28 protein-coding genes are annotated in these 26915 nt (G+C 68.3%); 14 read left to right on the top strand and 14 right to left on the bottom strand.

What is annotated here, in order from left to right:
* Positions 1–27: 27 nt before the first annotated feature.
* Positions 28–1020, bottom strand: coding sequence for a malate dehydrogenase (locus G3I17_RS07950; RefSeq protein ID WP_164595286.1), 993 nt, complete (start codon positions 1018–1020; stop codon positions 28–30).
* 174 nt (positions 1021–1194) lie between these two features.
* Between G3I17_RS07950 and G3I17_RS07945 the strand changes: the two genes are divergently transcribed.
* The 5 genes from G3I17_RS07945 to G3I17_RS07925 all read left to right on the top strand — a co-directional run bounded on the left by G3I17_RS07945 (position 1195) and on the right by G3I17_RS07925 (position 6168).
* Positions 1195–2358 carry a glycerophosphodiester phosphodiesterase gene (locus tag G3I17_RS07945; RefSeq protein ID WP_164595285.1) on the top strand — a complete coding sequence of 388 codons (1164 nt, stop codon included), beginning with the start codon at positions 1195–1197 and terminating at the stop codon, positions 2356–2358.
* A 21-nt stretch (positions 2359–2379) separates the two neighbouring features.
* Entirely contained in the window at positions 2380–3186 is an 807-nt protein-coding gene (locus G3I17_RS07940) for a fused MFS/spermidine synthase (protein ID WP_164595284.1), read from the top strand.
* A 138-nt stretch (positions 3187–3324) separates the two neighbouring features.
* On the top strand, positions 3325–4191 hold the full coding sequence (locus G3I17_RS07935; protein WP_164595283.1) for an MOSC N-terminal beta barrel domain-containing protein: 867 nt from the start codon (positions 3325–3327) through the stop codon (positions 4189–4191).
* A gap of 35 nt (positions 4192–4226) precedes the next feature.
* The gene (locus G3I17_RS07930) at positions 4227–5552 is read left to right on the top strand and encodes a M1 family metallopeptidase (RefSeq protein WP_164595282.1); all 1326 of its coding nucleotides are present in this window, start codon (positions 4227–4229) and stop codon (positions 5550–5552) included.
* Between the two features lie 199 nt (positions 5553–5751).
* On the top strand, positions 5752–6168 hold the full coding sequence (locus G3I17_RS07925) for a hypothetical protein (RefSeq protein ID WP_164595281.1): 417 nt from the start codon (positions 5752–5754) through the stop codon (positions 6166–6168).
* 12 nt (positions 6169–6180) lie between these two features.
* Here the strand turns inward: G3I17_RS07925 and G3I17_RS07920 are convergent, their stop codons facing one another.
* The 5 genes from G3I17_RS07920 to G3I17_RS07900 form a co-directional block, all read right to left on the bottom strand.
* On the bottom strand, positions 6181–6648 hold the full coding sequence (locus G3I17_RS07920) for a lamin tail domain-containing protein (protein WP_164595280.1): 468 nt from the start codon (positions 6646–6648) through the stop codon (positions 6181–6183).
* Between the two features lie 162 nt (positions 6649–6810).
* Positions 6811–7071 (bottom strand): hypothetical protein, encoded by a 261-nt coding sequence (locus G3I17_RS07915; RefSeq protein WP_164595279.1) that lies wholly within the window; start codon positions 7069–7071, stop codon positions 6811–6813.
* Between the two features lie 141 nt (positions 7072–7212).
* Positions 7213–8094, bottom strand: coding sequence for a hypothetical protein (locus G3I17_RS07910; protein WP_203589891.1), 882 nt, complete (start codon positions 8092–8094; stop codon positions 7213–7215).
* A gap of 210 nt (positions 8095–8304) precedes the next feature.
* Positions 8305–9291 carry a CAP domain-containing protein gene (locus tag G3I17_RS07905; protein WP_164595278.1) on the bottom strand — a complete coding sequence of 329 codons (987 nt, stop codon included), beginning with the start codon at positions 9289–9291 and terminating at the stop codon, positions 8305–8307.
* Between the two features lie 184 nt (positions 9292–9475).
* Positions 9476–10327 carry a CAP domain-containing protein gene (locus tag G3I17_RS07900; protein ID WP_164595277.1) on the bottom strand — a complete coding sequence of 284 codons (852 nt, stop codon included), beginning with the start codon at positions 10325–10327 and terminating at the stop codon, positions 9476–9478.
* Positions 10328–10508: 181 nt separating this feature from the next.
* Between G3I17_RS07900 and G3I17_RS07895 the strand changes: the two genes are divergently transcribed.
* Positions 10509–11414, top strand: coding sequence for an NAD-dependent epimerase/dehydratase family protein (locus G3I17_RS07895; RefSeq protein ID WP_164595276.1), 906 nt, complete (start codon positions 10509–10511; stop codon positions 11412–11414).
* On the opposite strand, the gene G3I17_RS42020 is transcribed toward G3I17_RS07895, so the two are convergent.
* Both G3I17_RS42020 and G3I17_RS07885 read right to left on the bottom strand, forming a co-directional pair.
* The gene (locus tag G3I17_RS42020; protein WP_164595275.1) at positions 11398–12057 is read right to left on the bottom strand and encodes a GNAT family N-acetyltransferase; all 660 of its coding nucleotides are present in this window, start codon (positions 12055–12057) and stop codon (positions 11398–11400) included. The two genes, G3I17_RS07895 and G3I17_RS42020, sit on opposite strands and share 17 nt — an antisense overlap.
* Before the next feature lie 114 nt (positions 12058–12171).
* Positions 12172–13308: a GNAT family N-acetyltransferase gene (locus G3I17_RS07885; RefSeq protein WP_164595274.1), complete on the bottom strand. Its 1137-nt coding sequence runs from the start codon at positions 13306–13308 to the stop codon at positions 12172–12174.
* A 122-nt stretch (positions 13309–13430) separates the two neighbouring features.
* Here G3I17_RS07885 and G3I17_RS07880 point away from each other — a divergent pair, with 122 nt between their 5' ends.
* Positions 13431–14246 carry a DeoR/GlpR family DNA-binding transcription regulator gene (locus G3I17_RS07880; RefSeq protein WP_164595273.1) on the top strand — a complete coding sequence of 272 codons (816 nt, stop codon included), beginning with the start codon at positions 13431–13433 and terminating at the stop codon, positions 14244–14246.
* A gap of 87 nt (positions 14247–14333) precedes the next feature.
* Positions 14334–14537, top strand: coding sequence for a hypothetical protein (locus G3I17_RS07875; protein WP_164595272.1), 204 nt, complete (start codon positions 14334–14336; stop codon positions 14535–14537).
* Here the strand turns inward: G3I17_RS07875 and galK are convergent.
* The gene (gene galK / locus G3I17_RS40535) at positions 14511–15641 is read right to left on the bottom strand and encodes a galactokinase (RefSeq protein WP_164595271.1); all 1131 of its coding nucleotides are present in this window, start codon (positions 15639–15641) and stop codon (positions 14511–14513) included. The two genes, G3I17_RS07875 and galK, sit on opposite strands and share 27 nt — an antisense overlap.
* Positions 15638–16687 (bottom strand): galactose-1-phosphate uridylyltransferase, encoded by a 1050-nt coding sequence (gene galT / locus G3I17_RS40530; protein ID WP_164595270.1) that lies wholly within the window; start codon positions 16685–16687, stop codon positions 15638–15640. The genes galK and galT overlap by 4 nt, the downstream gene beginning before the upstream one ends.
* Before the next feature lie 189 nt (positions 16688–16876).
* Between galT and G3I17_RS07860 the strand changes: the two genes are divergently transcribed.
* Complete coding sequence (locus G3I17_RS07860) at positions 16877–18184, top strand: hemolysin family protein (protein ID WP_164595269.1); 1308 nt, start codon at positions 16877–16879, stop codon at positions 18182–18184.
* Here G3I17_RS07860 and G3I17_RS07855 read toward each other — a convergent pair.
* From G3I17_RS07855 to G3I17_RS07845, 3 genes are read right to left on the bottom strand one after another with little or no spacing between them, the layout of a single operon-like run.
* Positions 18181–19440 carry an MFS transporter gene (locus G3I17_RS07855; RefSeq protein ID WP_164595268.1) on the bottom strand — a complete coding sequence of 420 codons (1260 nt, stop codon included), beginning with the start codon at positions 19438–19440 and terminating at the stop codon, positions 18181–18183. The genes G3I17_RS07860 and G3I17_RS07855 overlap by 4 nt on opposite strands.
* Positions 19437–20039, bottom strand: coding sequence for a helix-turn-helix domain-containing protein (locus G3I17_RS07850; protein ID WP_164595267.1), 603 nt, complete (start codon positions 20037–20039; stop codon positions 19437–19439). The genes G3I17_RS07855 and G3I17_RS07850 overlap by 4 nt, the downstream gene beginning before the upstream one ends.
* A gap of 57 nt (positions 20040–20096) precedes the next feature.
* Positions 20097–20924 carry an alpha/beta hydrolase gene (locus G3I17_RS07845; protein WP_164595266.1) on the bottom strand — a complete coding sequence of 276 codons (828 nt, stop codon included), beginning with the start codon at positions 20922–20924 and terminating at the stop codon, positions 20097–20099.
* A 143-nt stretch (positions 20925–21067) separates the two neighbouring features.
* Here G3I17_RS07845 and G3I17_RS07840 point away from each other — a divergent pair, with 143 nt between their 5' ends.
* On the top strand, positions 21068–21451 hold the full coding sequence (locus tag G3I17_RS07840) for a YciI family protein (protein ID WP_164595265.1): 384 nt from the start codon (positions 21068–21070) through the stop codon (positions 21449–21451).
* Between the two features lie 36 nt (positions 21452–21487).
* On the opposite strand, the gene G3I17_RS07835 is transcribed toward G3I17_RS07840, so the two are convergent.
* Positions 21488–22477, bottom strand: a complete 990-nt coding sequence (locus tag G3I17_RS07835; RefSeq protein ID WP_203589890.1) for a BadF/BadG/BcrA/BcrD ATPase family protein — start codon at positions 22475–22477, stop codon at positions 21488–21490.
* Positions 22478–22788: 311 nt separating this feature from the next.
* On the opposite strand from G3I17_RS07835, the gene G3I17_RS07830 reads away from it, so the two are divergent.
* From G3I17_RS07830 to G3I17_RS07815, 4 genes are read left to right on the top strand one after another with little or no spacing between them, the layout of a single operon-like run.
* Positions 22789–23535 (top strand): SIS domain-containing protein, encoded by a 747-nt coding sequence (locus G3I17_RS07830; protein ID WP_275402408.1) that lies wholly within the window; start codon positions 22789–22791, stop codon positions 23533–23535.
* 23 nt (positions 23536–23558) lie between these two features.
* On the top strand, positions 23559–24977 hold the full coding sequence (ngcE, locus tag G3I17_RS07825) for an N-acetylglucosamine/diacetylchitobiose ABC transporter substrate-binding protein (RefSeq protein WP_164595262.1): 1419 nt from the start codon (positions 23559–23561) through the stop codon (positions 24975–24977).
* 2 nt (positions 24978–24979) lie between these two features.
* On the top strand, positions 24980–25978 hold the full coding sequence (locus G3I17_RS07820) for a sugar ABC transporter permease (protein WP_164595261.1): 999 nt from the start codon (positions 24980–24982) through the stop codon (positions 25976–25978).
* The gene (locus G3I17_RS07815; protein WP_164595260.1) at positions 25975–26871 is read left to right on the top strand and encodes a carbohydrate ABC transporter permease; all 897 of its coding nucleotides are present in this window, start codon (positions 25975–25977) and stop codon (positions 26869–26871) included. Before G3I17_RS07820 ends, G3I17_RS07815 begins: the two co-directional genes overlap by 4 nt.
* The last annotated feature ends 44 nt before the right edge of the window (positions 26872–26915 follow it).

The raw sequence follows: 26915 nt of genomic DNA, 5'->3' as shown, positions 1-26915 counted from the left end.
CCCGGGGTTCTTTGCGCGGTGGGTAGGTCAGCCGAGCAGGCCGAGCGCCTTGACTGCGTCGCGCTCCTCGCCGAGCTCTTTGGTGCTGGCGTCGATCCGGGCGCGGGAGAAGTCGTTGATCTCCAGGCCCTGGACGATCTCGTAGTTCCCGTCCTTGGTGGTCACCGGGAACGAGGAGATCAGACCCTCCGGTACGCCGTACGAGCCGTCGGAGACGACCGCCATCGACAGCCAGTCGCCGTCGGCCGAGCCCTTGACCCAGTCGCGCACGTGGTCGACGGTCGCCATCGCGGCCGAGGCGGCCGAGGAGGCGCCGCGGGCCTCGATGATCGCCGCGCCGCGCTTCTGCACGGTCGGGATGAAGTCGTTCTCCAGCCACTCCTGGTCGTTCACGACCTCGACCGCGTTCTTGCCGGCCACCTCCGCGTGGAAGATGTCCGGGTACTGGGTGGCGCTGTGGTTGCCCCAGATGGTCAGCTTCTTGAGGTCGGTCACGTGCGTGCCGGACTTCTTGGCGAGCTGGGCCAGCGCGCGGTTGTGGTCCAGCCGGGTCAGCGCGGAGAACCGCTCGGCCGGGATGTCCGGCGCGTTGCTGCGGGCGATCAGCGCGTTGGTGTTGGCCGGGTTGCCGGTCACGGTGATCCGGATGTCGTCGGCGGCGTGCTCGTTCAGCGCCTTGCCCTGGACGGTGAAGATCGCGCCGTTGGCTTCCAGCAGGTCGCCGCGCTCCATCCCCTTGGTCCGGGGACGGGCGCCGACCAGCAGGGCCAGGTTCGCGCCGTCGAAGATCTTGTTGGCGTCGTCGCCGATCTCCACGCCGGCCAGCGTCGGGAACGCGCTGTCGTCGAGCTCCATCACGACCCCCTCGAGCGCCTTCAGCGCCGGGGTGACCTCCAGCAGCCGCAGCTCGACCGGCGTGTCCGGCCCGAGCAGCGCGCCACTCGCGATCCGGAACAGCAGGCTGTATCCGATCTGACCGGCGCCGCCGGTGATGGCGACCTTCACGGGGGTTTTGCTCACGACACGCTCCTCAAAGGATTCAACGACGGACTCCCTTCGGACGCTAGCAAGTCCCCGCCGGACAGGCGACGGTGGGTCAGGTGATCCACACCACCCGTTCATCACCCGGATGCCATCCCGCCTTCTGCTGACCGGATGGTGTGCACAGTCCCTGACTTGTAAGGAGAAAGTTCGATGATTTCGGTGCTGCCTCGCCGGTTCGTCGCAGTTGCCGCCTCGGCTGTTGCCGTCGGCGCCTCGGTGTTCGTCCCGCAGTTGTCCACCTCGTCCCCGCAGACCACCGCTCAGGATTCGGCCTCGCTCGCTCCGGCGGCCCGGCTGGCGGAGGCCAAGCACCACGACGACTTCGTCATCGTCGGCCATCGCGGTGCCTCCGGGTACCGGCCCGAGCACACGCTGGCGTCGTACGAGCTGGCCGCCCGGATGGGCGCCGACTACATCGAGCCCGACCTGGTGACCACCAAGGATCACGTGCTGGTGACCCGGCACGAGCCGGAGATCGGCGGTACGACCGATGTCGCCGCGCACCCGGAGTTCGCGGCGCGGAAGAAGACCAAGGTGCTCGACGGTGCCCCGCTGACCGGCTGGTTCACCGAGGACTTCACGCTGAAGGAGCTGAAGACGCTCCGCGCGAAGGAGCGGATCCCGGCGATCCGGCAGCACAACACCGTCTTCGACGGGCACTACCAGATCCCGACCTTCCAGGAGGTCATCGATCTGACCAAGCGGCTGTCCCGCGAGCTCGGCCGGCCGATCGGGATCTACCCCGAGACCAAGCACCCCACCTACTTCCAGCAGCAGGGCCTCGCGCTCGAGCCGGAGCTGGTCAAGACGCTCACCCGCAACAACCTCAACCGGTCGGACGCGAAGGTGTTCGTCCAGTCGTTCGAGGTGGCGAACCTGAAGGCGCTCGACAAGCAGCTCCGGGTGCCGCTGGTCCAGCTGACCAGCTCGGTCGGTGCGCCGTACGACTTCGTCGCGAGCGGTGACAAGCGCACCTACGCCGACATCGTGTCCGCCAAGGGTCTGCAAGAGGTCGCCTCGTATGCCGATGGCGTCGGCCCGTCGAAGGACCAGATCATCCCGCTCGACGCCACCGGCAAGCTCGGTACGCCGACCAATCTCGTCCGCGACGCCCACCGCGCCGGGCTCGTCGTGCACCCGTACACGTTCCGGGTCGAGAACAACTTCCTGCCGGCCGACTTCGACAGCTCCACGGTGGCGTCGGACTCCGGCAACCTGTTCGGCGAGATCGCGGCGTACCGCAAGGTCGGGATCGACGGTCTCTTCTCCGACAACACCGACATCGCGGTCGCGGCGGAGGCCGAGTCGCGCTGATCAGGCTGGCAAGATGACTGGATGGAACGAAAGGTAGGCACTGGGACTGCGACGGTCGAGGCGGAGCCGGACGGTACTTTCCTGCTCCGCGTCGACGGGTCGTTGCAGTCCCAGGTCGACCTGGCCGATCCGGCCAACCTCGCGTTCGAGTACGTCCGGCGGATCGGCGACGTGCTCGACCTGGCCGCCGCGCGCAAGCAGCCGATCTCCGTCGTGCACATCGGCGGCGCCGGGCTGACCCTCGCCCGGTACGTCGCGGTCACCCGGCCGCGCTCCCGGCAGATCGTGCTGGAGCCCGACGAGGACCTCACCGAGTTCGTCCGCGAGACGCTGCCGCTGCCTAAGCGCGCCGGGATCAAGGTCCGCGGCGTCACCGGCCGGGCCGGGATCACCGAGGTGTACGACGACTCGACCGATGTCGTGATCGTCGACGCCTTCCTGCAGGAGGCGGTACCGGCCAACCTGGTCACCGTCGAGTTCATCGCCCAGTGCGCCCGAATCCTGCGTCCGGGTGGGGTCCTGGTGCTCAATCTGATCGACGGATCTGCCGGGCTGGGATTCGTCCGACGGGTGGCGGCGACTGTCCGGGCAGGCCTCGGCGACGGCGTCGCACTGGCTGAGCGCAAAGTCCTGCGCGGCAAGGGCTTCGGCAACGTCGTCCTGGTCGGCTCACCTCAGCCGGTCCCCGACCTGACCCCGGTCGGGCGGCGCGCGCAACCGCCGTACGAGGTGGTGCCGCTGGCCGAGCTGGCGGGCAAGGCGGCGCCGCTGACGGATGCCGAGGGATTCGCCTCCCCGGCGGCGCCGGCGGGCACTTTCGGCCGCTGAGTAAGGTGATCCCAAGCCTGGTCGAAGTGATGTCGCGGAAACCTGCGCGACGGCCGAGGTGGATTGAACTGGACAATTAACGGTCAGCTTCGGCCAAAGGGAGCGGCCGGTCGGACTGTCCGCGGGTAGCTTGGGCGAGTGTCTGCTGCCAGGGTCACCACGCTGACGTACTACCCGGTGAAGGGTCTCACCGGGGTTTCCGTCGAGCGCGCCGACGTGCTCGCGACCGGTTTGCGGCACGACCGGAGCTTCATGCTGGTCAACCCGGGCGACGGCACGTTCCTGAGTCAGCGCACCACGCCGGCGATGGCGGCGCTGCGCGTCGAAGTACTGGCTGATGGTGACTCGCTGCGGCTGACCGCCGACGGGGCCGACGACCTCGAGGTACCGGTCGCGTACGACGGGAAGCGGCGAGACGTCAGCCTGTTCGGCAAGTGGTTCGGGGCCGGGGTGGTGCAGGCTGCCGCCGCCGAGGAGTGGTTCTCCGAGCGGCTCGGCCAGCCGGTCGCGCTGGTCCGGGTCACTCCGGAGCACGAGCGGCCGGGCTGGGGTGTGCACAAGGGGCTGACCGGCTTCGGCGACGCGCATGCGCTGCTGATCACGTCGCTGTCCTCGCTCGACGGCCTCAACGGGCGCATCGTGGAGGCCGGCGGGGAGCCGATCCCGATGAACCGCTTCCGCGCCAACATCGTCGTCTCGGGCTGGCCCGATGCACACACCGAGGATCGAGTACTGCGCGCGTCGGCGGGCGCACTCTCCTTCGGGTACGCCGCCCGCGCGATTCGTTGCGCCGTACCGACGGTAGACCAGGCCACGGGGGAGAAGCGCGGGCCCGAGCCGACGCGCACTTTGGCGAAGTACCGGCGTGAGCCCGGCTACGGCGGCGGGGTCAGCTTCGGGATGAAGGCCGCCGTCCTGACCCCGGGCGCGGTCGCGGTCGGCGATGAGATCTTGGTACACGACTGGCTTCCAGACGGGGCAGATCCCGCCCCCGCGACGCGCTAGCGTTCGAGACTCCACCTCGACGTTGGGGAGTCGCCGTGCGCCGGATCTTCGTTCTCCTGTTCGTGCTGGGGCTCGGCGCAGTGGGTGTCGCGCCATCGGTTGCTGTGGGCAACGTTGCGCGCGGGCCAGGCGGAGCGGCGTACGACGTGCAGCTGACCAGCGACGCGACCGGGCGGACGTGGACCGGGCGCGAGCGGATCGCCTTCACGAACACCTCTGGCATGCCGATGGCGGAGGTGTATCTGCGGCTGTGGGGCAACGGCTGGGACGGCTGCGCGCAGCCGGTCAAGGTGAGCAACTTCAGCGGCGGCGTACCGGCCGGGCTGTCGGTGAATTGCACGGCGCTGAAGGTGAAACTGCCGGCTGCGCTGGCCGCTGGGAAGCGCACCTCGATCGCGTTCGACCTGACGATGACCGCGCCCGAGCGGCCGGACCGTTTCGGGCGGTCCGGGGGCTACAGCTTCTTCGGCAATGCCCTTCCGGTGCTGGCGGTTCGGGACGCGGCCGGTTGGCATCTCGAGCCCGACGTCGGGATCGGGGAGAGCTACTACGCGCTCGCGGCCGACTTCGTCGTACGGCTTGATCATCCCGCCGCGGTGCAGGTGCCCGCGACCGGGCTGACTTCGACCGTGCGCCGGGGCAAGCAGGTGTCGTCGGTCAGTATCGCCAAGCAGGTCAGGGATTTCGCCTGGGCGGCCGGGCCGTTCAGGCAATCCGTCGTCACCTCGCCGGGCGGGATCAAGGTGCGCACTTGGTGGACCGGCGCGGTCACCGCAGGCGCTGTCACCGACGCGCGGACGAAGGGTGTTGCCGCGATCGATGACTTCGGCAAGCGGTTCGGGAAGTACCCGTACGGCGAGGTCGATCTGGTGCTCAACGACCAGTGGGGCTCCTTCAGCGGGATGGAGTATCCGGGCTTCGTGCTGCTGATCGCGCCGCGGGCCGAGGAGGGCCCGGTCGTGCACGAACTGGCGCACCAGTGGTGGTACGGGATCGTCGGCAACAACGAGTACGCCGATCCCTGGCTGGACGAGGCTTTCGCCGTCTACTCCACGGACCTGCACACGGGCGATACCGCCGAAGGCTGCTGGCCGGGGACGCTCGACGTGTCGATCACGAACAACATGGGCTACTGGAAGAGGTACGGCGCCGGCTGGAGTCGCTACGTCTACACCTACGGCGCGTGCATGCTGCACGACCTCGAACGCGTCCTGGGCAGTCCCGCGATGGCCACGATGCTCCGCGCCTACACGAAGTCCCACTGGTACGGCGTCTCGACGGTCGCAGACTTCAAGGCCGCTGCGCAGGCGGCTACCCGCACCGACCTGACTGCTTTTTGGGACGCCCACTCGATAAACTGATGGACGGTGCTTGGGCCGCAAGGCGATAGTGAGCGCGTGACACGGTCCGAGTCTGAGACAGTCGGCCTGGTGCCGCTACGACGCAACCGGCCGTTCGCCTTCTTCTGGTCCGCCCAACTGCTCTCCAACGCCGGTACGCAGGTCAGCGAGTTCGCGATCCCTGTGATCGCCGTCGCGACTCGGCCCGCTGCTGGCGGGCGTGATCACGACCCCGGTCAGCCGGCGGTTCGGTACGACCTGGACCTCGGTCATCGCCGCGATCCTGCTCGGTGGCAACCTGCTCATCCCGCTGGCAGGCGGTCCGGATCTCCTCGTGATCGCGACCATCGGCCTGGGACAACTGCTGCTCGGGCTCGGGGTGGTCTACCTGATCATCGTCCGGGCGACCATGCTGCAACGAACGGTCGAACCCGAAATGCTCGGCCGAGTCGGCTCGGTGATCCGCCTGGTCGAGTGGGGGACCGGGCCGCTCGGCGGACTCGTCGGAGGCCTGCTCGGCGCAACGCTGGGCCTGCGACCGGCCCTGCTCCTGTTGGGGATCGGGACCCTGTCCGCCGTCCCTTGGGTGGCGATCGCAGCCGCCCGCGGGCACCTCACAGTGCCCGACGAGCGGTAGCGGGTCGAGCCGCTAGCAGGCGACGCGCGTGCGGCCGGTGACGGCCTTGTACGAGCAGGTGTCGAAGGTCTTGCCGGCCGGCGTCATGAAGCGGGCGGTGTCGCCGGTGTTGTTCCAGATGTAGTTGCCCTGGTTCCAGTACAGGGTGACCGCCGTGTTGCGGTTCCTGCCGGTCCGGATGATCGCGGTCGTCCGGCCCTTGAGCACGTAGCCGCGCGGGAAGACATAGGTGTGGTTGGCGACGTCCTTCACCATGTACCCGGTCAGGTTGATCGGCCGCGTGCTCAGGTTGCGGATGGTGAAGAACTCCTGGTTCAGGTGCGCGTTGGTCCGGGTGTCGGTCCCGGCCGGGTCGTACTGGATCCCGGAAAGCACGATCGTGCTGGCCGCCATCGCGGGCAGCGGTACGGCGAACCCGACGACTGCGGTGAGCGCGCTGGCGACGGCGGCGATGGGCAGGCTGAAGCGACGTACGAACACGGATTTCCCTCCGGCTGTGGGCCGATTCCCCCCGGCCCGGTGAACTGCTGACTGCCGATTCCCCCCGGCGGGTTGAACGATAAAGTCACCCTCCGTATCCGTCAAGGCCTCGCACCACGCAGCGTGACAATGCCGCCGGAAGTGCTGGACCAACTCGGGGTACTAGAGCAGCAGGAGCAAGGTGTAGAGCGCCGGTCCGGCGAAGGTGACGAGCAGGATCCAGGCCATCATCTTGTGCCCGGGTTTGGCGCGATCGAGGTTGGCGACGAAGTGCACGACCGCGCCTTCCTCGGTGTGCCGGCTCAGCCCCATCCGTTTGGCGTCCTCCGGCCGGCGGTCCGGGCGCTCGTCCGCGATCGCATCGGGTGGGATGCCGTACGGCGCAGGCCGGGCCGGTTCGAGATCGTCGCGCTCGCCGTACATCCCGGCCTCCCGAAGGATCGGTGGAGGCTCAAGCTAACCCCGCCCCGCGGGTCGACTCAAGCACCTTTCCCCATCGTCCCACCCCGAAGCCAAGAACGGCGGCCCGCGAACCGCCGAGCCGCCGTTCCGGTGAACTGCTCGTTACTTGAAGTCAACGACCCACGCGTAGCGGGTCGCCTGGCCGACGCTGCCGAGACAGATCAAGGCGTTGCAGAATTTCGCGTCCCCCCGGCCGACGCCGAGCTCACGCAAACCGCAGTCGAGGAGCGTCCCGGAACTGTTGTCCATCAGCCGGCTGAACGCGGTCTTCGCGGTCATGTCCTTGCCGCCGGTCGAGGCCTTCGACGAGCCGCTGGAGTAGCTGTTGCTCTCGGCCCGATCGTCCGCCTCGGCCCCCGCGCCGCCACTCAGGCTGCTGTTGCGGCGCAGCGGTGCGCAGCCGTTCTCGACCCTTTGGTTGTCGACCAGCGAGAACAGCTCGACCTCCTCGCCGGACATGTCGCCGTCGTCCGTGGGTGGTGGCGGGGTGCTGGTGCTCGGCGTGCTGGATGGCGTGCTGCTGGGGGTGTTCGTCGGCTGCTGGCTGTTCGGGGGAACTTGTGGTGTCTGCGTGCTCGGGCCGTCGGTCGGTCCGGCCGTCGGGCCATCCGTCGGCCCGCTGGTCGGCGTGGTGCTCGGGCCGTCCGTGGGGGTCGTCGACGGTGTCTGGCCCGGGGTACTGGGTGTGTCGGTGGGTGTCGGCGTCGCGCTGGTCGGAGTACCGGACGGTGTGCTGCCCGGTGTCGTCGCGGACGGCGTTGCCACCACCGGCTTGGTCGAGGTCTTGATGTAGGTGTCGTCGTCGCGGGTGACGTAGGGAACGGAGGCGTCGGCCTCGTTCGACTGTGGCTGGTGCAGCAGGATCCAGGAGATCGGCGTGATCACCAGGATGACGGTCCCGATCGCCACCGCGATCCGGCGGGCGCGAGACTCCGGCCGGCCTGATTGTGTACTCCGCCGTCCGGCGGCTGAACGCTCTGACATTACGTGCGTGTTCCCTTCACGGTCGCGCCCCCAAGACGTGCCTCATTCGTCTCACCGTGGCGCTGTGAGGTGCGCCCGGTGGCATCGCAAGGACGGATCTACCCGCGGCGATCGGCGACCAATCGGGCCTCCGTTGTCGCTTCGCCACAGTGCCTGTGACGAACTCGGTGCCCGGCGGACAATGCCGACCGCTGTACTACCTGCCGACGGTCAGCCGCGACCGAAGTCCTGCACCCAGCTGCCCGGTCCCCATTCGGACTTGACCTGGCCCGGGTCGTACCCGATGCCGATCTTGGTGAACTTGCAGTTGAGGATGTTCGCCCGGTGGCCGTCGCTGTTCATCCAGGCGTTGAAGACCTTCTGCGCACTGCTGTAGCCGGCGGCGATGTTCTCGCCCCAGCCGGAGCCGCTGTACCCCGCGCGGGCCATCCGGTCGCCCGGATCCTCGCCGTCGGGGTTGGTGTGGTCCATGTAGTGCCGGCGGACCATGTCGGAGGCGTGCGAACCGGCGGCCTCGACCAGGCTGCTGTCCAGCTTCAGCGGGCTGCAGCCCTGGCTGCGCCGCGCCTGGTTGGTCAGGTCGAGGACGTCACGCTCTGTCGCGCTGGTGCCGCCTCCACCCGGCGGTGGCGCCGGCGGGTCATCCGGCGGCGGTTCGCTGGTGACCGTCTTGGTCGGCGTCTTCGACGGCTCGTTCGGCTTGGTCGGCCGCGTCGTCGAGGGACGCGGCTTCGGTGTCGGCTGGCCGTGGTCGTTGGCGGTCTGCACCGGACCGGTCGGCGTGATGGTGACCGTCTCGATGCCGCCGGTCGGACCGGTGGTGATCACGGTCGTCGGTGCGCCGGGCGTGGCCGACGTACTCGTGCTGGAGGTCGACTCGGCCGAGCCCAGGGCCGGCGTACCGGTCGGGGTGATCGTGGTGGTCTGGCCGTTCGGCAGCGTCTTGGTCACGGAGATCTTGGGCTTGCCGAGACCGGCGCTGCCGCCCTCGACCGCGGCCGGACCGGAGTTGTCCTCGGAGACGTTCAGAACCTTGGTGTCGTCGGCGACAGCGGAACCGTCACGGGCCGACATCACCCAGACCACGGGTCCGATGGCGAGTAGCACCGACAGGGCACTCACGACCGGGCCGATCAGGCCTCGGCGTCGGGGTGCCTTTCTGCTGCGGTGCCGCCCAGGGGTAGGCGTTTCCGTCATGGGTGGGCGAGTCCTCTTCAGTTCGTCGTACTACCGGAAATCCGTCGTTCCCCGCGCGTGTTCGTTGCCATGTTCGTAGCCAGCCCCCCTGGTTACCGAACAGTGACCTTAACCGACACGCATGGTCACTGTTACGGTTCAAGCAAACGTCTTAACGAATCCCTTAGATTCGGAGCATTCCGGGTCAGCCGCCGAAGTCCTGGACCCAACTTCCATTGCCCCATTCGGGCTTGACCTGGCCGCTGTCATAGCCGATGCCGATCATCGTGTAGTCGCAGTTCAGGATGTTCTTGCGGTGGCCCTCGCTGTGCATCCAGCCGTCCACCACGGCCGCCGCGCTCTTGTAGCCGACGGCAATGTTCTCGGCCATCGCGCCACCCTTGAAGCCGGCCGTCTTCATCCGGTCGAACGGCGACCGGCCGTCCTGGCTGTTGTGGTCGAAGAAGTGGTGCGCGACCATATCGGTCGCGTGCAGGTCGGCGGCCTTGGTCAGCGCGCTGTTCGTCCGCAGCGGACCACAGCCGTTCTTGGCGCGTTCAGCGTTCGTCAGTTGCAGTACCTGCGACTCGGCGCCACCACTCGGCGCCGGCGGCTTGGTGGTCGGCGGCTTCGGGGTCGCGGTGTGGGTCGGTCGCGGCGTCGGCTTCGTCGACGGCTTGGGGGAGCGGGTGCCCTGACGGCTCGGCGCACTGGTCGACCGGGTCGGGGTCGCCGTGGGGGTCTTCGACGGCGTCTTGGACGGCGTGGCCGAAGGAGTCCGGGTGGGCGTCGGGGTCGGTACCGGCGTGTCGGCCGGGCTACTCGCGTCGTCGGTCGGAGTGACCAGCGAGCTGCCCTTGACCGTCAGCGGCTCGTTCTGGCTGGTCGGCTGGGAGTCGTCACGAGTCACGTACCAGCCGACGCCGGCCAGCAAGGCCAGCACTGCCGCCGCGCCCAGGATCGGTCCGGCCACCCCACCACGCCGCGGTTTGCGGCTGTGCGAGCGGGGCGGCTCGTTGTTCTGTGAGTAGAAGGGATCGTTTGGTGCGTCGGTCATGGAGCCAGCGAGCCTCTCGTCGTCCTGCGTCGATCCCCGTGATCCCCAGGTCGTTGCGGCACGGACGTTAGCGGATCTCAGTGCGGACCACGACCCCTTGCGGCATACCTCACGCCCGCATTGACGAACCTTTTACCGACAGCCCGTAGTGTTCTAGACCTCTACCAAGACAGGGGAAACAGTGCGCGTCGTCGTCGGTTCGGGTCCGGTCGGTACTGCGGTGGCGCGGTTGCTCGTCGAGCGCGGGGAGCAGGTTCGACTCGTCACCAGGAGCGGCAGCGGGCCTGACGGTGTGGAGAAAGTGCAGGCCGACGCCAGCGACCCCGCAGTACTGACAAAGCTCGCCGACGGTGCCGAAACGGTGTTCAGTTGTGGTGGACCGGCGTACGACAAGTGGGTCACCGACTGGCCGCCGTTGGGCGCCTCGCTGGTCAAGGCGGCCGAGGCGACCGGCGCCGTACTGCTCACCACCGGCAACCTCTACGGCTATGGGCAACCGGCCGGCGCGATGAGGGACGGCGATCCCGATCGGCCCAACTCGGTGAAGGGCCACGTCCGGGCGAAGCTCTGGGCCGCCGCGCTCGCCGCGCATCAGGCCGGCCAGATCCGTACTGCGGAAGTCCGTGGCTCCGACTATCTCGGGGCGGGAGCGGCGTCGTTCTTCACGATCGGGGTGCTGCCCGGCGTGCTGGCCGGCAAGAAGACCGCGGTACCGGCTGATCTCGACGCGTTGCACAGCTGGACCGCTGTGGACGACGTCGCCCGGACGCTCGTCGCGATCGCCTCCGACGACACCGCGCTGGGCCGAATCTGGCACGTGCCGACCCCGCCGCCGGTCTCCATCCGCGAGCTGGCGACGCAGGCGGCAGCGCTGGCCGGAGTACAGGCTCCCCGGCTGTCGGCGATGCCGCCGGCCGTGCTCTGGATGGGTGGATTGTTCAACAAACAGGCGAAGGAGATCCGCGAGCTGCAGTATCAGTTCCGGGCGACGTTCGTGCTCGACTCCACCGACGCCCAGAACACCTTCGGGATCACTCCCGTCAGCACCGAGGCGGTGCTGACGGCGACCGTCAGGACCGGGCGATGACGATGTCGGCGATGACCTTCCAGCCGAGGCTCCGGTAGAGGCGCAGACCGTCGATCGAGGCGATCAGGATGCCGCGTTTGGCGCCCTGGGTCGCGGCCGTCTCCACGAGTGAGGCCATCACGGCGCTGCCCAGACCGCGGCGCCGGTGGGCCGGATCGGTCTCGATCCGGTCGGCGACGGCGTCCTGACCGACCACCGCCATCCGGCCGCTCGAGACGACCCCGCCGTGCAGCGTGGCGCGGGTGATGATCAGGTCGTCCTCGAGCTCCGTGCGCAGGGCGTAGCGCTCGTTCAGCTTGAGGGCGGGCTGCTCGGACAGCTGGATGGTCATCAGCCAGTCCTGGTCGCGCTGCACCTCCAGCCCCAGATCCTCGAGCTGCTCGATCCGCGCCTCCCGGTCGTCGGTGGCGAGGGTGACCCAGCCGGCGCCCCGGCCGCTGCCCGCGGCTCTGGCCAGCTCGGCCGCGCGCTCGACGCGCTCGGGTTTGTCGTCCGCGTCCAGGACGACGTACTCCATCGCGCGGTTGTCCTCACCCGCGCGGACGGTCAGGATCCCGTCGTTGTCATCCTCGACTGTGGTCCAGCCCCGCGATACAGACCACCCGGCCTGCCAGCGGCGGACGAGTTCCTCACGATCTCTCACTCGTCGATTCAATCAGTCAGAACGTTCCACGGCGAGGGGAAGATGTGTCGTCAGTCACTAACTGGTCCCAGAAGAGCGGATTCGTTACCTCCGCGAACGACTTTTCACGGCCGTTCACCGGCCCGAACCCGGCAGCCGGTCGGTGCTCAGCAGGTCGAAGGCGTGCAGATCGCGGAAGGTGCCGTCCCGGCCCGGGCTGGCGGCGCGCTCACGCCCGGTCCGGGTGAACCCGTTGACCTCGGCAACGCGCTGGGAGGCGGTGTTGCCCTCGGCAGCGAACAGCACCAGCCGGCGCCGGCCGAGGCCGCCGTCCTCGACCGGGGTGAAAGCGTGCCCGATCGCGCACCGGACCGCGGCGCTCATCACGCCCCGGCCGCGCGCGTCGGGGTGCGCCCAGTAGCCGACCTCGCCCATCGTCTTGTCGATCCGGTTCTTCAGGTCGAACACGCTCACGTTGCCGAGCAACTCGTCGGTGTCCGGGTCGGCGATCCCCCAGGTGACGCCTTCGCCGCTCGCGAGATTCTCCTGCCGGCTCTCGATGAACCCCTCGGCATCCTCCAGCTGGTAAGGCTTCGCGAGGCCGGCCAGCCACTCCTGGGTCCGCGCGTCGTTGCAGGCTTCCATCAGGCGCTTGGCGTCGGTACTGCGAAGCGTCCGCAGCCGCACGCCATCGGCCTCGATCGCCGGCACCCGCCACCAGTTCCCCTGCGGCTCCGGTACGTCGTCCCGGGCGATCGACGCGACCCACTCGTCCCTGCGGACCCCACGCTGCACGCCACCGGCTGGAATCGTCACCAGATTCCGGAAGCCGCACTTCCACGCGACCCGCCGGGAGCCCCAGTTGCCGACGTACGCGCGCCAGGTCACCCGGTCCCAGCCCCGCTCGAACCCGTACCTGACCACGAGACCCAGTGCGCGGGTCATCACGCCGTTGCCCCGCGCCCATGGCGCCATCGCGAAGCCCACCTCGCCGACGTTGCCGTCCTCGGGGCGCAGATCGATCGTGCCCGCGTAGCGCCCGTCGTACTCGATCGCCCAGGCCCAGGTGTTGCCCTCGCGCCAACCCGCCGGGATGAGCTCGGTCAGGAAGTGCGCGGCATCCTGCAGCACGTACGGCACCGGGATCGTCGTCCAGCGCTGCATCTCCGGGTCCTGGCAGATCTCGTACGCCGGCTGGACGTCCGCCACCGTGTGTGCACGCAGCGTGACGCCATCGTCGGTCAGGGTGGGGACGTCCTCGGGGAATCGCATAGCCCAGCCTGACAAGCCAAGACCGTGGCGGCAACGCCATTTCACCGGCTGTCACAAGGAGCGGCACACAAATCAACAGATTCCGACTGCGATCGAGCAGTCCAGACCTTAGGCTGTCAGATGTGAACGCAGCCGGACCCACCGAACCGTCCCGCGGCCGGGGCGGTCAGCTCGCCGCCCAGCGGCAGGCCACGATCGTTGCCGAGGTCAACAGCCGCGGCGCGATCACGGTCGCCGAGTTGGTCGACCGCTTCGGTGTCTCCGACATGACCATCCGGCGCGACCTGGACGCCCTCGACTCCAGCGGCCTGCTGCACAAGGTGCACGGCGGCGCGACCTCGGTCGGGCTGCGCAGCGCGCACGAGCCGGGCTTCGACGCCAAACTCACCCAGGAGTCGGCCGCCAAGCACGCGATCGCCGTCGAGGCCGCCCGCCGGGTGCAACCGGACAGCGCGATCGGCATCGGCGCCGGTACGACGACCTACGCGCTCGCGCGGCAGCTGCTCCGCGTCGAGAACCTCACCGTCGTCACCAACTCGGCCCGGATCGCCGACGTCTTCCACGGCAACGGCCGCTCCGACCGCACCGTAGTACTGATCGGTGGAATCCGGACGCCGTCCGACGCGCTGGTCGGCCCGATCGCCACCGCCGCCCTGCAGTCACTGCACCTGGACATGCTCTTCCTCGGCGCTCACGGCGTAGACGCAGAACACGGCCTCAGCACTCCGAACCTGATGGAAGCCGAGACCAACCGCTCCTTCATCGCCGCCAGCCGCGAGGTGGTCCTCGTCGCCGACCACACCAAATGGGGCACCGTAGGCCTGAGCACCTTCGCCACCTGGTCCGACCTGGACGTGGTCATCACCGACTCCGGCCTCCCCCCGTCCGCCAAAAAATCCATGCGCGAAACCGGCTGCGACCTGATCATCACCACCTGACCCACCCCGCCGGTTCAAGGCTCGCCGCCTCCGGCGACCTCGCAGGTGCCTCAACTTCGGTGAGCTCAATTCGGGTGCGAGGTCACGTTGGCTGAGCACTACGCCGGCCATGACACCGGCTCGGAGATGAGCGGCGGCGAATGGGTTGATCCGCCGATGGTCACCACCTTGCTGCGCCTCCCCAAGCCGCTGGTCGACGCGCTCAAAGCCGAAGCCGGGCAGCAGCACATCCGGCCCGGCGCTCCTCGTCATCCCTCGCCGGCGTCAGGAGATGCGGGAGGCGCCTGCTGAAGGGGTTGCGTCCAGGGCGCTCGGGGTGGTGAAGCCGTGGTCGGCGAAGGACTTGTCGATGGCGGTCAGGATCGTGTCGGTGGCTGAGGCTTCGACCAGGGCGATGATGCAGCCGCCGAAGCCGCCGCCGGTCATCCGGGCGCCTAGGGCGCCGGCGGCGAGGGCGGTGTCTACGGCTACGTCCAGTTCGGGGACGGTGATTTCGAAGTCGTCGCGGAGCGAGGCGTGGGAGGCGGTGAAGAGGGGGCCGACGGCTCGGAGGTTGCCTGCGCGCAGGAGGGCTACGGCGTCCTCGACGCGGCGGATCTCGGTGACAACGTGGCGTACGCGGCGGCGGTCGACGTCGTCGCTCAACCTCGCCAGGGCATCGTCCAGCTCTTCGAAGGCGATCGAGCGCAGGGCCGGTACGCCGAGTTGGGCGGCGGCCTGTTCGCAGGAGTTGCGGCGGGCCGCGTACTCGCCGTCGACGAGGCGATGCGGTGCCTTCACGTCGACGACCAGCAGGGCGAGACCGTCGGCCGCGGGCTCGAAGGGGATCTGGTCCGTCGTCATCGCGCGGATGTCGAAGTACAGGGCGTGGCCGGCCGTGCAGCACATCGACGCCATCTGGTCCATCAGGCCGACCGGCGCACCGACGTACTGGTTCTCGGCGCGCTGAGCGAGCCGCGCGACCTCGGCCGGGTCGACCTCGATGTCGTGCAGTCCCAGCAGGGCAACGGCTGTCGCGCACAGCAGGGCAGCTGACGAGGACAGGCCGGCACCGGATGGCAGATCCGACTCGACGAGCAGGTTGGCGCCACCGATCTCGTACTTGTCCTGCAGGAGCACCCACGCGGCGCCCGCCGGGTAGGCAGCCCAGTCCTTCACGGAGCCAGGAGCCAGGGAGTCCAGCGAGAACGAGATGACCCCGTCCTGTCCCGCCGACGCCACCGAGATCAGGCCGTCGGTCCGGGCCGAGGCGGTGATGGTGATCTGGTTCGGCAACGCGATCGGCAGCACCAGGCCGTCGTTGTAGTCGGTGTGCTCGCCGATCAGGTTGACCCGGCCGGGTGCGCGCCAGGACCCGTCGGGTTCGACTCCGAAGTACTCCACGAACCTGCTCACGAGCCAACCTTCCGCAGCGTCTCGGCGACGTCCTCGGGCAGCGTGTCGGAGATGAAGGCGCCCATCCCGGACTCCGACCCCGCGAGGTATTTGATCTTGTCCTGGGCCCGCCGGATCGACAACAACTCCAGGTGCAGGTAGCCCAGCTCGCGATCCGCCCGGACCGGCGCCGGGTGCCAGGCCGCGATGTAGGGCAGGTCGTCGTCGTACTGACCGTCGAAACGGCCCAGTACGTCGAGGTACAGCAGGGCGAAGTCGTCTCGCTCCTCGACGGTCAGCCCGGCGATGTCGGCGACCTGGCGATGCGGGTACAGGTGGACCTCGACCGGCCAGCGGGCCGCCTGCGGCACGAACGCGGTCCAGTTCCCGTTCTCCGCCACGACCCGGCGGCCGTCCTTGCGCTCGGCGGCCAGGATGTCGGCGAAGAGGTTGCTCCCGGCAACTTCTTGGTGCTCGCGGGCACGCGCCATCAGCGTCTTGATCCGCGGCGGGAGGAACGGGTAGGCGTAGATCTGGCCGTGCGGGTGATTCAGCGTCACGCCGATCTCGCGGCCGCGGTTCTCGAACGGGAAGACGTACTCGACGTCGGGGCGGGCGCTGAGCTCCGCCGTCCGGTCGGCCCAGGCGTCGACGACGAGCCGGGCCTGGCCCTGGGACAGCTCGGTGAACGACTGGTTGTGGTCGCTGGTGAAGCAGACCACCTCGCACCGGCCGGGTCCGGAGAACGACGGGAACCGGTTCTCGAAGACGGCCACGTTGTAGTCGTGGTCGGGGATCTCGGTCGCGTTGCCCGGCTTGCTGGCGTCGAGCGGGCACTGGTCGGCCGGCGGCATGTAGGTCCGGGTGTTGCGGTGGGTGGCGAAGGTGATCGTGTCGCCGGTCAGCGGGTCGATCCGGAACTCCGCCAGCGGCTTCGGCTCGGGCAGGCCGCGGCTGTCCTCGAGCGGCACCCGGACCGGCGCGTCGGCCGGGTCGTAGTAGATCAGTTGCCGGCCGTCGGACAGGGTGGCGTCTGTCCGGCGAGTGCCGCGCGGGGTGGTGTTCATCAACCGACCTTTCCCGAAGTAGGCCGAGAATCGACCCTCTTGTGACAAATGCAGTCGTTAACCATCGTAAACCAACAATTTCGAACATGCATCGTGAGACCCGCCACCGGTACTCTTGATCGATGGACGTCGCCCTAAGGTCGCGTCCTCTCCTGTCTATCCGGAGAGGGCGCTAGGAATCCGCAAGCCATGAACGAAACCCTGCTCAATATCGTCCTGATCTTCATCTTCGTGCTCATCGGTGGCGTCTTCGCCGCCGCCGAGATGGCGCTGGTCTCCCTGCGGGACAGCCAGCTCAAGTCGATCTCCCAGCGCGGCAAGCGCGGCGAGACGGTCGCCCGGGTCGCCGCGAACCCGAACCGCTTCCTGTCCGCCGTACAGATCGGCGTGACCCTGATGGGCTTCCTGTCGGCCGCCTTCGGTGGCGCGACGCTGGCCGACAGCCTTTCGCCGCACCTGCAGGACCTCGGTCTGCCGGAGGGCGTGGCGAACACGGTCGCCCTGATCCTGATCACGATCGCGATCTCCTACGTCTCGATCGTGATCGGCGAGCTCGCGGCCAAGCGGCTCGCGCTGCAGCGGGCCGAGACGTTCGCGCTCGGCCTGGCGCCGCTGGTGGACCGGATCGCGTCCGGCGCCCGGCCGGTGATCTGGCTGCTGTCCAGGTCGACCGACCTGGTCGTCCGCGCGCTCGGCGGTGACCCGAACGCGAACCGCGAGGTGATGTCGGACGAGGAGCTGCGCGAGATCGTCTCCGCGCACGAGTCGCTCGGCGAGGAGGAGCGGCGGATCGTCGACGACGTCTTCGAGGCGGGTGGACGCCAGCTCCGGGAGCTGATGCTGCCGCGGACCGAGGTGGACTTCGTCGACGCGGAGATGCCGGCGTACAAGGCGGTGAAGTTCGCCGCGGAGCGGCCGCACTCGCGCTACCCGGTGATGAACGGCTCGGCCGACGACATCGTCGGTTTCGTGCACGTCCGCGACCTGTTCGACCCGGCGGTCGCCACCCGGTCGGTGCGCGTCGGCGACCTGGCCCGCGAAGTGCTGATGCTTCCCGACACCGCCAAGCTGCTGCCGACGCTGACCGAGATGCGCCGGCGCAGCACGCACCTGGCGATCGTCCTCGACGAGTACGGCGGTACCGCGGGCATCGTCACGCTCGAGGATCTCGTCGAGGAGCTGATCGGCGACATCAAGGACGAGTACGACGAGGTGTCGCCCGAGACGACCCGGTTGCGCAGCGGCGACGTCGAGGTGGACGGCCTGCTCAACCTGGACGACTTCGCCGACGAGACCGGCGTCGAACTGCCCGACGGCCCGTACGAGACGGTGGCCGGCTTCGTCGCTGCCCAGCTCGGCCGGGTCCCCGCGGTCGGCGACGAGGGTGGCGTCGACGGCTACAAGATCACCGTGACGGAGATGGACGGCCGCCGGGTGGCTCGCGTCCGGGTCCACCGCGTCGCAGCAGGCGACTCGGAGCAGGCAAGCATCGACTAGACAGCGACGGGCTCAGCCGGAGCCGGCGTCAGGATCCGCAGCCGGCTGAGCACGACCAGGCCGCCGACCGAGAAGCCGAGCCCCTGGATGACCAGCAGGGGGATGATGCCGACCACGTCGCCGAGCACGCCCGCGGCGGCGATGCCCACCAGGAGCGCGGCGCCTTCCGCCGCGAAGAGCGCACCGAAGACGCGACCGCGCGAGGCGTCGTCGGTGAGCCGCTGGATCACCGTCATCAACCCGGCGATCATGAAGGCACCTGGTACGCCGACGACGATCATGCAGGCGAAGGCGGGCGCCAAACCCTTCCAGAACAAGGGATACAGGAACATCACCAGGTCGATCAGCCCGAACGCGACCGCTCCGTACCCCCACAGCTTGGCCGCCGGGAAGCGCGATCCGATGGCGGCCGCGATCAGCCCGCCCGCGATCCCGCCGATCGCCTGCGACGAGGTGATCAGCCCGTACGCCGTACCGTCGCCGCCCAGCTCGGCCGAGACGAACGGCGCGAACAAGGTGCTCATCACCCCTTGCCCGACGCCGGTCACCAGCCCGAAGACGAACACCAGCCGCATCGCCGGCCCGCTCACGCAGATCCGGATCCCCTCGACCCACTCGTCCTTCAGCCCTTGTACTGCGGGCCGCAGGCCGCCGGCGCGCTCCACCTGCACCCGCTCGGGCCGTTGCCGCACGCGGAACAGAAAAGCCATCGCGATCAGGTAGGTCGCCGCATCGACCAAGGCGAGCAAGGGCAGGCCGCCCGCCGCCGCGAGCACCCCGCCGAGCCCCGCGCCGACCAGTCGGGCGATGTCGCCGGCCTGGCTGTTCAGTGAGTTCGCGGTGACGAGCTGCCCGGGCTCGACCAGGGTGGGGACGAGCGACTGCTCGGCCGGCTGGAAAAATTGCTGAAGGCAACTTTGCGCGAGGATGACGAGATAGATCACCCAGAGTGTGCTGCCGTCCCGGACCAGCAGCAAGGGCAGTAACACCAACGCATGCAGGACATTCGTGATGATCATCGTCCGCCGCCGGTCCCACCGGTCGACGAAGACGCCGGCCAGCGAGCCCAGCAGCACCAGCGGCAGGAACGATGCCAGCAACAGTCCGCCGGAAGCCAGGGTCGAGCCGGTCAACGCGTAGACATGGAACGCGAGCCCGATCCGCAGGATCCAGTCGCCGGTCAGTGACACCAGTCCGGCGCCGAGCACGAGCCGGTAGTCCCGTCGCTGGGCGAGCACCTCCCACAGATTCCTCATTGCTCCTCCTCGGGGTGCACGGTGACGATCCGGGTGATGTCGACCAGCCGGCTTCCCGGTGGCCGGGTGGACTTGTCGTCGATCGGTCGCTCGTCGACGTACCGCTGGAGCAGCGCGACGATCGCCGCCTCGATCTCGGCCAGTTCCTCGCCGGTCAAATAGATCCCGGTATGTCCGATCCCCGAGTTCTCCCACCAGATCCGGTCCCCGGCACTGCGCCGCTGCTGCCAGTCGGCCAGGTCCCCCAAGGCGCGCTCGGCCAGCAGTTGCTCCAGCACGTCGGCCGCCGCGGAAGCCTCGGGCGAGAGCTCGGCGTCACGCCACGACTGCGACGTGGAGACCAGCCGCCACGGCCGCTCGCGGTTGTCCTTGCCTGGCGCCGGCTCCACGAAGTCGTACTTCGCCAGCTGCCGCAGGTGATGCGACGCCAGCGCCTGGCTGATCCCCAACCGCCGCGCCGCATCCGCAGCAGTCAGTGGACCCTCCTTACCCAGCAGCGCCTGCAGATCGAGCCGCACCGGGTGTGCCATCGCCCTGATCGCCAGCGGGTCGTCCAGCAACCGCCGGCGGCGAGGATCGTCCGAAGATTCCAAAGACATGCTTGGAATATGACCCAGGCGTCAACCAGATGTCAAGCCCTTGCTTGGAATGCAGGGTCAGGAGTGGGTGGTCAGCCAGTCGAGGCCGGCCTCGGCGTGCTTGACGATGGTGAAGTGGCTGTCGTCCGGGAAGCTTCGTAGCTCGGCGGTCGGGCAGTTGGCGGCGAGCCAGCGGCCGTGGGAGCTGGGGATGATCCCGTCCCGGTCGCCGTGCAGGAGCAGGGTCGGCGCCGTGATCGTGGCCGGTTCGCAGCCCCAGGGGGTGACGTAGGAGACGTCGTCGTCGATCAGCCCGTACGGTCCGGCGTCGAGCCCACCCCCGGCAACCTTGCCCAGCCAGCCCCACGGGCCGTCGAACGTCGCGTGGTCAGCAGGAGTGAACTCCGGGTCGTACTCGACCCCAGTGGCCTCGTGCGCCTCCTTCGCCGCGCGCCCACCGAGCGCCGCCCGCAAGGACGCCACCCCCGACGGCACCATCCCCTCGAACCAATCCAGCCCGTCCACGCCGTACGGCGCGATGGCGGCGAGCGTGACGACGGCGCGCACCCGATCGCCCAGGGTTGCCGCACTGCCCAATGCGTAGGACCCGCCGCCGGAGTACCCGACGACTGCGAACCGGTCGAACCCGAGGGAGTCGGCGGCCTGCGCGAGGTCATCGGCGGTCGACGCCATCGTCCGGCCGGGCGCCGGCGTGGAACCGCCGTACCCGGGCCGGTCGAACGAGAACCACCGCAGCCCGAGCCGTTCCGCCACCTCGAACAGCGGCTCCGGCGGAGCACCGAGATTGGGGGTGCCGTGGTGCCAGCAGACGGGCAGGCCGCCACGGCCGGTGTCGTAGACGTGCAGGGTCCGGCCGTCGCTCAGCTGGAGATCCGTCTCGTTCATGGGGTTCACCTTAGTTTCGGGTCCGCTGTCTCAGCCGGTACGTCGGACCGGTGCGGAACCGCTCGACATTCCGGAAATGTCGAGAAGGGCAGCGGGCCTCCGACCTGTGCTGCGAGGATCCAGACGACCGAAAGGAACCACCCATGAAGTACATGCTGTTGATCCACAGCAACCCGGTGACCTGGGGACATCCGAGCTTCCTGCACACCGAGGAGGGCAAGAAGCTGTCCAAGTCCGCCCTCGAGGTCTTGTCCACGCAGCTGGACAAGCTGCTCACCGAGCTGAGTGAGCGCGGCGAGCTGGTCGTCGCCGAACCGCTGGCCGCCCCGCGCGAGACCAAGGTCGTCCGCGTCCGCGACGGCGTCCGCGCCACCACCGACGGCCCGTACTCCGAGGCGAAGGAGCAGCTGGCCGGCGTTTTCATCGTCGACGTCGACAGCCCCGAGCGCGCCGAGGAGATCGCGGCCCGGATCCCCGAGGCGCAGTTCTTCGCTGTCGAGCTCCGCCCGATCGCGGTGCTCGACTGATCCAGTACTTAGCTAGTACTGGGGTAAGAACTGAGGCTAGCTGACCAGACGGGCGTGGTTGGAGCGGGTGGCCAGGGCGGGGTCGAGGACGCCGAGTGCGAGCCAGGTCGCTCCACCCACACCGTCGCGGGCGGTCAGTACCTCGCCGTCGAAGTGCTCGTGAATACTTTGCCGCAGCAACCGGCCGACCGGTGATGATTCACCCGCGACACTGCCGGCGAGCACCAGCGGGCCGTTGTCCGACGTTGTCCACAGTCGGCTGACCGTTTCTGTGAGCAGTTCGGCTGCGCGTTTCACCAGGGCATGGGCGGTCTTGTCGTTCTGGTCGTACGCCGCGACCACCGGACGGGCGAGCTCGGCCAGGAGGACCGGCGGACGCGAGTTCACGGTGCGGATCAGGTCGTCACGGAGCAGATCGTAGCCCTCACGCTCCGCGCTGACGGCCGGATCGCGGTCCGGCAGGACGGCCTGGACGACGGCTTCGCCGAGGACGCCGAGCGGCTCGCCCAGATCGATCCCGCGCAGCACACTGCGCATTGCCTCCCGGCCGAGCCAGAAGCCCGAGCCGTCGTCGCCGAGCAGCCAGCCGTGGCCGCCCGCGGTCCGGACCAGTTCGTGGTCGCGGACCAGTCCGGTGTTGCTCCCGGTGCCCGCGATCAGCACGGTGCCGTCCGGCTCCGGTGTACCAGAGGCGAAAGCGACCTCGAGATCGCCGATGAAGCGCGGTTCGACCGTCAGTCCGGCCCCGGACCAAGCGGCGTCGAACTGCGCCTTCACGTCCGGCCGGCCGAGCGCCGAGCCGCCGGCGGTACCGATCACAGCGGCTCGGACGGAGGCCGGATCGACGCCTTCCAGGGCCGCGTGAACGGCCTGGCCGAAGTTGGCCGCGGCGGTCGCGGGGTGGCTGGTCGGATTTCCGCCGGCCGCGGCCCCGCGGCCGATTACGTTGCCCTCAGGGTCCGCGATCACGATCCGGGTGGAGGTGCCGCCGAGGTCGCCGCCCAGGACCAGTGTGGATGCTGGCATCAAGACCACTGATTCCTTTGGTTGCGCGAGTGGGCGTTCGACCGACATAAGCAATGCTCCAAACTGCTCGAAAAGGTCTACTCCTGAACAACAACGGACAAGGTCACGCAACGGTCCCGATCTGGGAGGAAGAGTGAGATGAGCCTTGACTTTAGCTGCCAGGTGAGAAAAGTTCTGTCCAGCAAACCGCAAACTTGCGCACTTGTCGGCATCAGGTGTGTCGCGGCGATCAATTTAGTCGAGGGGTGGGGCCTCTGATGGCCAGCACGGCAGACGGCAGCGGGCAGGTTGCCGGTGGGAATGAAGGCGGTTTGAGCGCGCAGGCGTTTGTTCACGCACTCACTCCGATCATGACCGCCGTGACCGCGCAGATCGACGGTCCGATCCAGCAGGCCGCCGACCTGTTCACCACCTCCCTGCGCGCCAACGGCGTCATCCAGGCCTTCGGGTCCGGCCACTCCGAGGCGCTGGCGATGGAGATCGCCGGCCGCGCGGGTGGCCTGATCGCGACGAACCGGATCGCCCTGCGCGACCTGGTCCTGCTCGGCGGCGAATCGCCCGAGTTGCTGCGTGGCGGCGAGCTCGAGCGCGACCCGCAGTACTCCCGCAAGCTCTACGAACTGTCCGCGGCACAACCGAACGACCTGTTCGTGATCGCCTCCAACTCCGGCGTGAACGGCTCGATCGTCGAGCTCGCCTCGGTGGTGAAGGAGAAGGGCCACCCCCTGATCGCGATCACCTCGCTGCAGCACACCAGTGGGGTGGACTCGCGGCACCCGTCGGGCAAGAAGTTGATCGACTTCGCCGACGTGGTGCTTGACAACCACGCTCCGTACGGCGACTCCGTGCTCGATCTGCCCGATGGTGGCAAGGTCTGCGCCGTGTCGTCCATCACTGCGGCCCTGATAGCGCAGATGCTGGTGGCGGAGGTTCTGCGCCGGCTGACCGAGGCCGGCGACAAGCCACCGGTCTACCTGTCCGCGAACATCCCGGGCGGCGACGACCACAACCATGCCCTTGAAGCACAGTACGTCGGCCGGATCCGCCGTACTGCTTGAAACACTCTCGGAAGGCGGGACCAATGAGTACTCCCAAGAACCTGTCGCGGCGGCTGTTCCTGCAGCGCGCGGCGGTCGGCACCTTGCTGGCCACCGGCGGCAGCACGCTTCTCGCGGCCTGCGCCAGCAGCGGCAGCGACGACACCGGTTCCAGCGGTGGGGGCGCCGACAAGTCCGCGGAAAACCCGTTCGGCCTGGCGGACAAGGCAACCGTTGACGCGGTGATCTTCAACGGTGGGTACGGCTTCGACTATGTGACGTTCGCGGCCGACATCGCGCAGAAGAAGTTCGCGGGCTCGACGTTCAAGGTCGCCCCGTCCACCCAGATCGCCCAGCAGCTGCAGCCGCGCTTCGTCGGTGGCAACCCGCCGGACCTGATCGACAACTCGGGCGCGAACCAGATCGGCTTCAACACGATCCTGGACCAGCTGGTGACGCTGGACGACGTCTTCGAGGCCAACAACTACGAGGGCACGAAGATCGCCGACACGCTGTACCCCGGCGCCAAGATCCCCGGCACCTTCGACGGCAAGTTCGTCGCGATGAACTACGTGCTCACCCTCTACGGCCTGTGGTACTCCGAGAGCCTGTTCAAGGAGAACGGCTGGGAGCCGCCGAAGACCTACGACGACCTGCTCGACCTCGGCGCCAAGGCCAAGGCGAAGGGCAAGTACCTGTTCGTCTGGGGCAAGGAAGCCGCGACCTACTACCACACCCTGGCCGTCGACTCGGCGATCAAGGAGGGTGGCGACGAGGTCCGGCTGGCACTGGAGAACCTCAAGGAGAACTGCTGGTCACTGCCGCAGCTCCAGGGCGTCTTCAAGGCCATGGAGACCATGGTCAAGAGCGGGTACTTCGTCCCCGGCGGCGCCGGCACCCAGTTCACCGCCGCGCAGGCGAAGTGGAGCAACGACCAGCAGGCCATCCTCTACCCCTCGGGCTCGTGGATCGAGAACGAGATGAAGAAGGCCACCAAGACGGGCTTCGACATGAAGGGCATCCCGGAGCCGACGCTCACCGCCAGCCCGAAGCTGCCGTACGAGTCGCTGCGCAGCGCGGCCGGCGAGCCGTTCATCATCCCGGCGAAGGGCAAGAACGTTGCCGGCGGCAAGGAGCTCCTGCGGGCGATGCTGTCCAAGGAGGCGGCGACCAACTTCGCCAAGACGCGGCTCGCGCCGACCATCGTCAAGGGTCTCGTTCCCGCCGACGGTTTCGGTTCGACCGCACTGCAGTCGCAGACCGCGATGCTGGACGCGGCCGGTACGAACATCTTCGACTACCAGGTCTTCGGCCTGTACGGCATGAACACCGACCAGCTCGTGGTCTGGAACTCGTTCCTGTCCGGCGCGATCGACGCGGCGGGCCTGACGAAGGGCCTGCAGCAGATCACCGACAAGGTGCGTAACGACAGTTCCGTCAAGAAGATCCCGGTCACCAAGTGACCATGACGCAAGATGTCGTGCCGGGCGGTGGACCCAAGCGGTCCGCCGCCCGGCGGCGCCGCCGGCCGCTGACCTTCGACCGGGCAAGCTTCATGGTCGTGTTCCTCGGCCTGCCGCTGGCGGTCTTCGTGATCTTCGTGGTCTCGCCGTTCGTGCAGGCGCTGTGGTACTCGCTGACCGACTGGTCGGGCTTCAGCTCGAAGATGAACTTCGTCGGCTTCGACAACTACGTCAAGCTGTTCCACGACGACATCTTCCTGAGGGCCGTCCGCAACAACGTCGAGCTGGCGATCGTCGTGCCGATCGTGACGATCGTGCTGGCGCTGACCCTGGCCACGCTGGTGACGATCGGCGGCTCGGGCACCGGGACCGTCCGGGGACTGCGCAACTCCGGCCTCTACCGGATCGTCTCGTTCTTCCCGTACGTGATCCCCGCGATCGTGATCGGCCTGATCTGGGCCCAGGTGTTCACGCCGACCTCGGGCGTGCTGGACGCGCTGCTGTCGAAGATCGGGCTGGACGGGTTCGCGAACTACGCGTGGCTCGGTGACGCGCGGACCGCGATGCCGGCCTCGATGTTCGTGATGGTCTGGGGCTTCGTCGGCTTCTACATGGTGCTGTTCATCGCCGCCATCCGGGGCATCGACCCCGAGGTGTTCGAGGCGGCCCGGATCGACGGCGCCGGCCGATTCCGGACCGCGATCTTCCTGACGGTGCCGCTGATCCGGGACAACGTGCAGACGGCCTACATCTATCTGGGGATCGCCGCCCTCGACGCCTTCGTCTACATGCAGGCGCTGAACCCCGGCGGTGGGCCGCAGAACTCGACCCTGGTCATGCCCCAGCAACTGTTCACCACGGCCTTCGCCAAGGGGCAGTTCGGTTACTCGACGGCGATGGGCGTGGTCCTGGCCGCGGTGACGATGCTGTTCGCGCTCGTGGTCTTCACAGTGAACGCTCTGACCGGCGGAAGTAACCGGATTGCGAAGGGACGCCGATGACTACCACCGCCGCCGACCGGGTCGACGACGTCGTCGCCGGGTCCCGCGCGCCCCAGAAGCGGGCCAAGGAGGGCAGGGGCGTTGCCACGGCCGCCCACATCGCGCTGATCCTTTGGTCGCTGCTGGTGATCCTGCCGCTGGTGTGGACGGTGCTGTCCTCGTTCAAGTCGACGCAGGAGGTCCTGGGCAACCCGCTGTCGCTGCCGGGCAAGCTGCGCTTCAGCAACTACGAAACCGCCTGGACGACAGCCGGCATCGGTCGCTACTTCGCAAACACGGTGATCGTTGTGACCTCCGCGCTGGTGCTGGTGATGATCCTGGGTGCCATGTGCGCGTACGTGCTGGCCAGGTTCTCGTTCCCCGGCAACCGGCTGATCTACTACTCCATGCTGGCGGGGCTGACCTTCCCGGTCTTCCTGGCGATCGTGCCGCTGTTCTTCGTGCTGAAGAACCTGTCGCTGCTGAACACCCTGCCAGGGTTGATCATCACCTACGTCGCGTTCGCGCTGCCGTTCACCGTCTTCTTCCTGCACAGCTTCTTCAAGCAGCTGCCGGGCGAGGTGTACGAGGCGGCGCAGATCGACGGGGCCGGTGAGTGGCGCTCGTTCTTCTCGGTGATGTTGCCGATGGCGCGGCCGGGGATGGCGTCGGTCGCCATCTTCAACTTCCTGGGGTTGTGGAACCAGTTCCTGCTCCCCGTTGCCCTGAACACCGACTCGAAGAACTACGTGCTCTCGCAGGGCATGGCCTCGTTCGCGTCGCAAGCCGGTTATGCGGTGGACTTCGGCGCGCTGTTCGCGGCCGTGGTGATCACGGTGGCGCCGGTTCTGGTCGTCTACATCATCTTCCAGCGTCAACTGCAGGTCTCCGTCACCGCCGGAGGCGTGAAGTAACAAGACGCGAGCTCGGCCCGCCCGTCACCTCGGTGACGAGCGGG

The sequence above is a fragment of the Streptomyces sp. SID13031 genome (assembly GCF_010548305.1).
Taxonomy (GTDB): domain Bacteria; phylum Actinomycetota; class Actinomycetes; order Propionibacteriales; family Kribbellaceae; genus Kribbella.
This window is presented reverse-complemented; position numbering and strand designations above follow the sequence as displayed.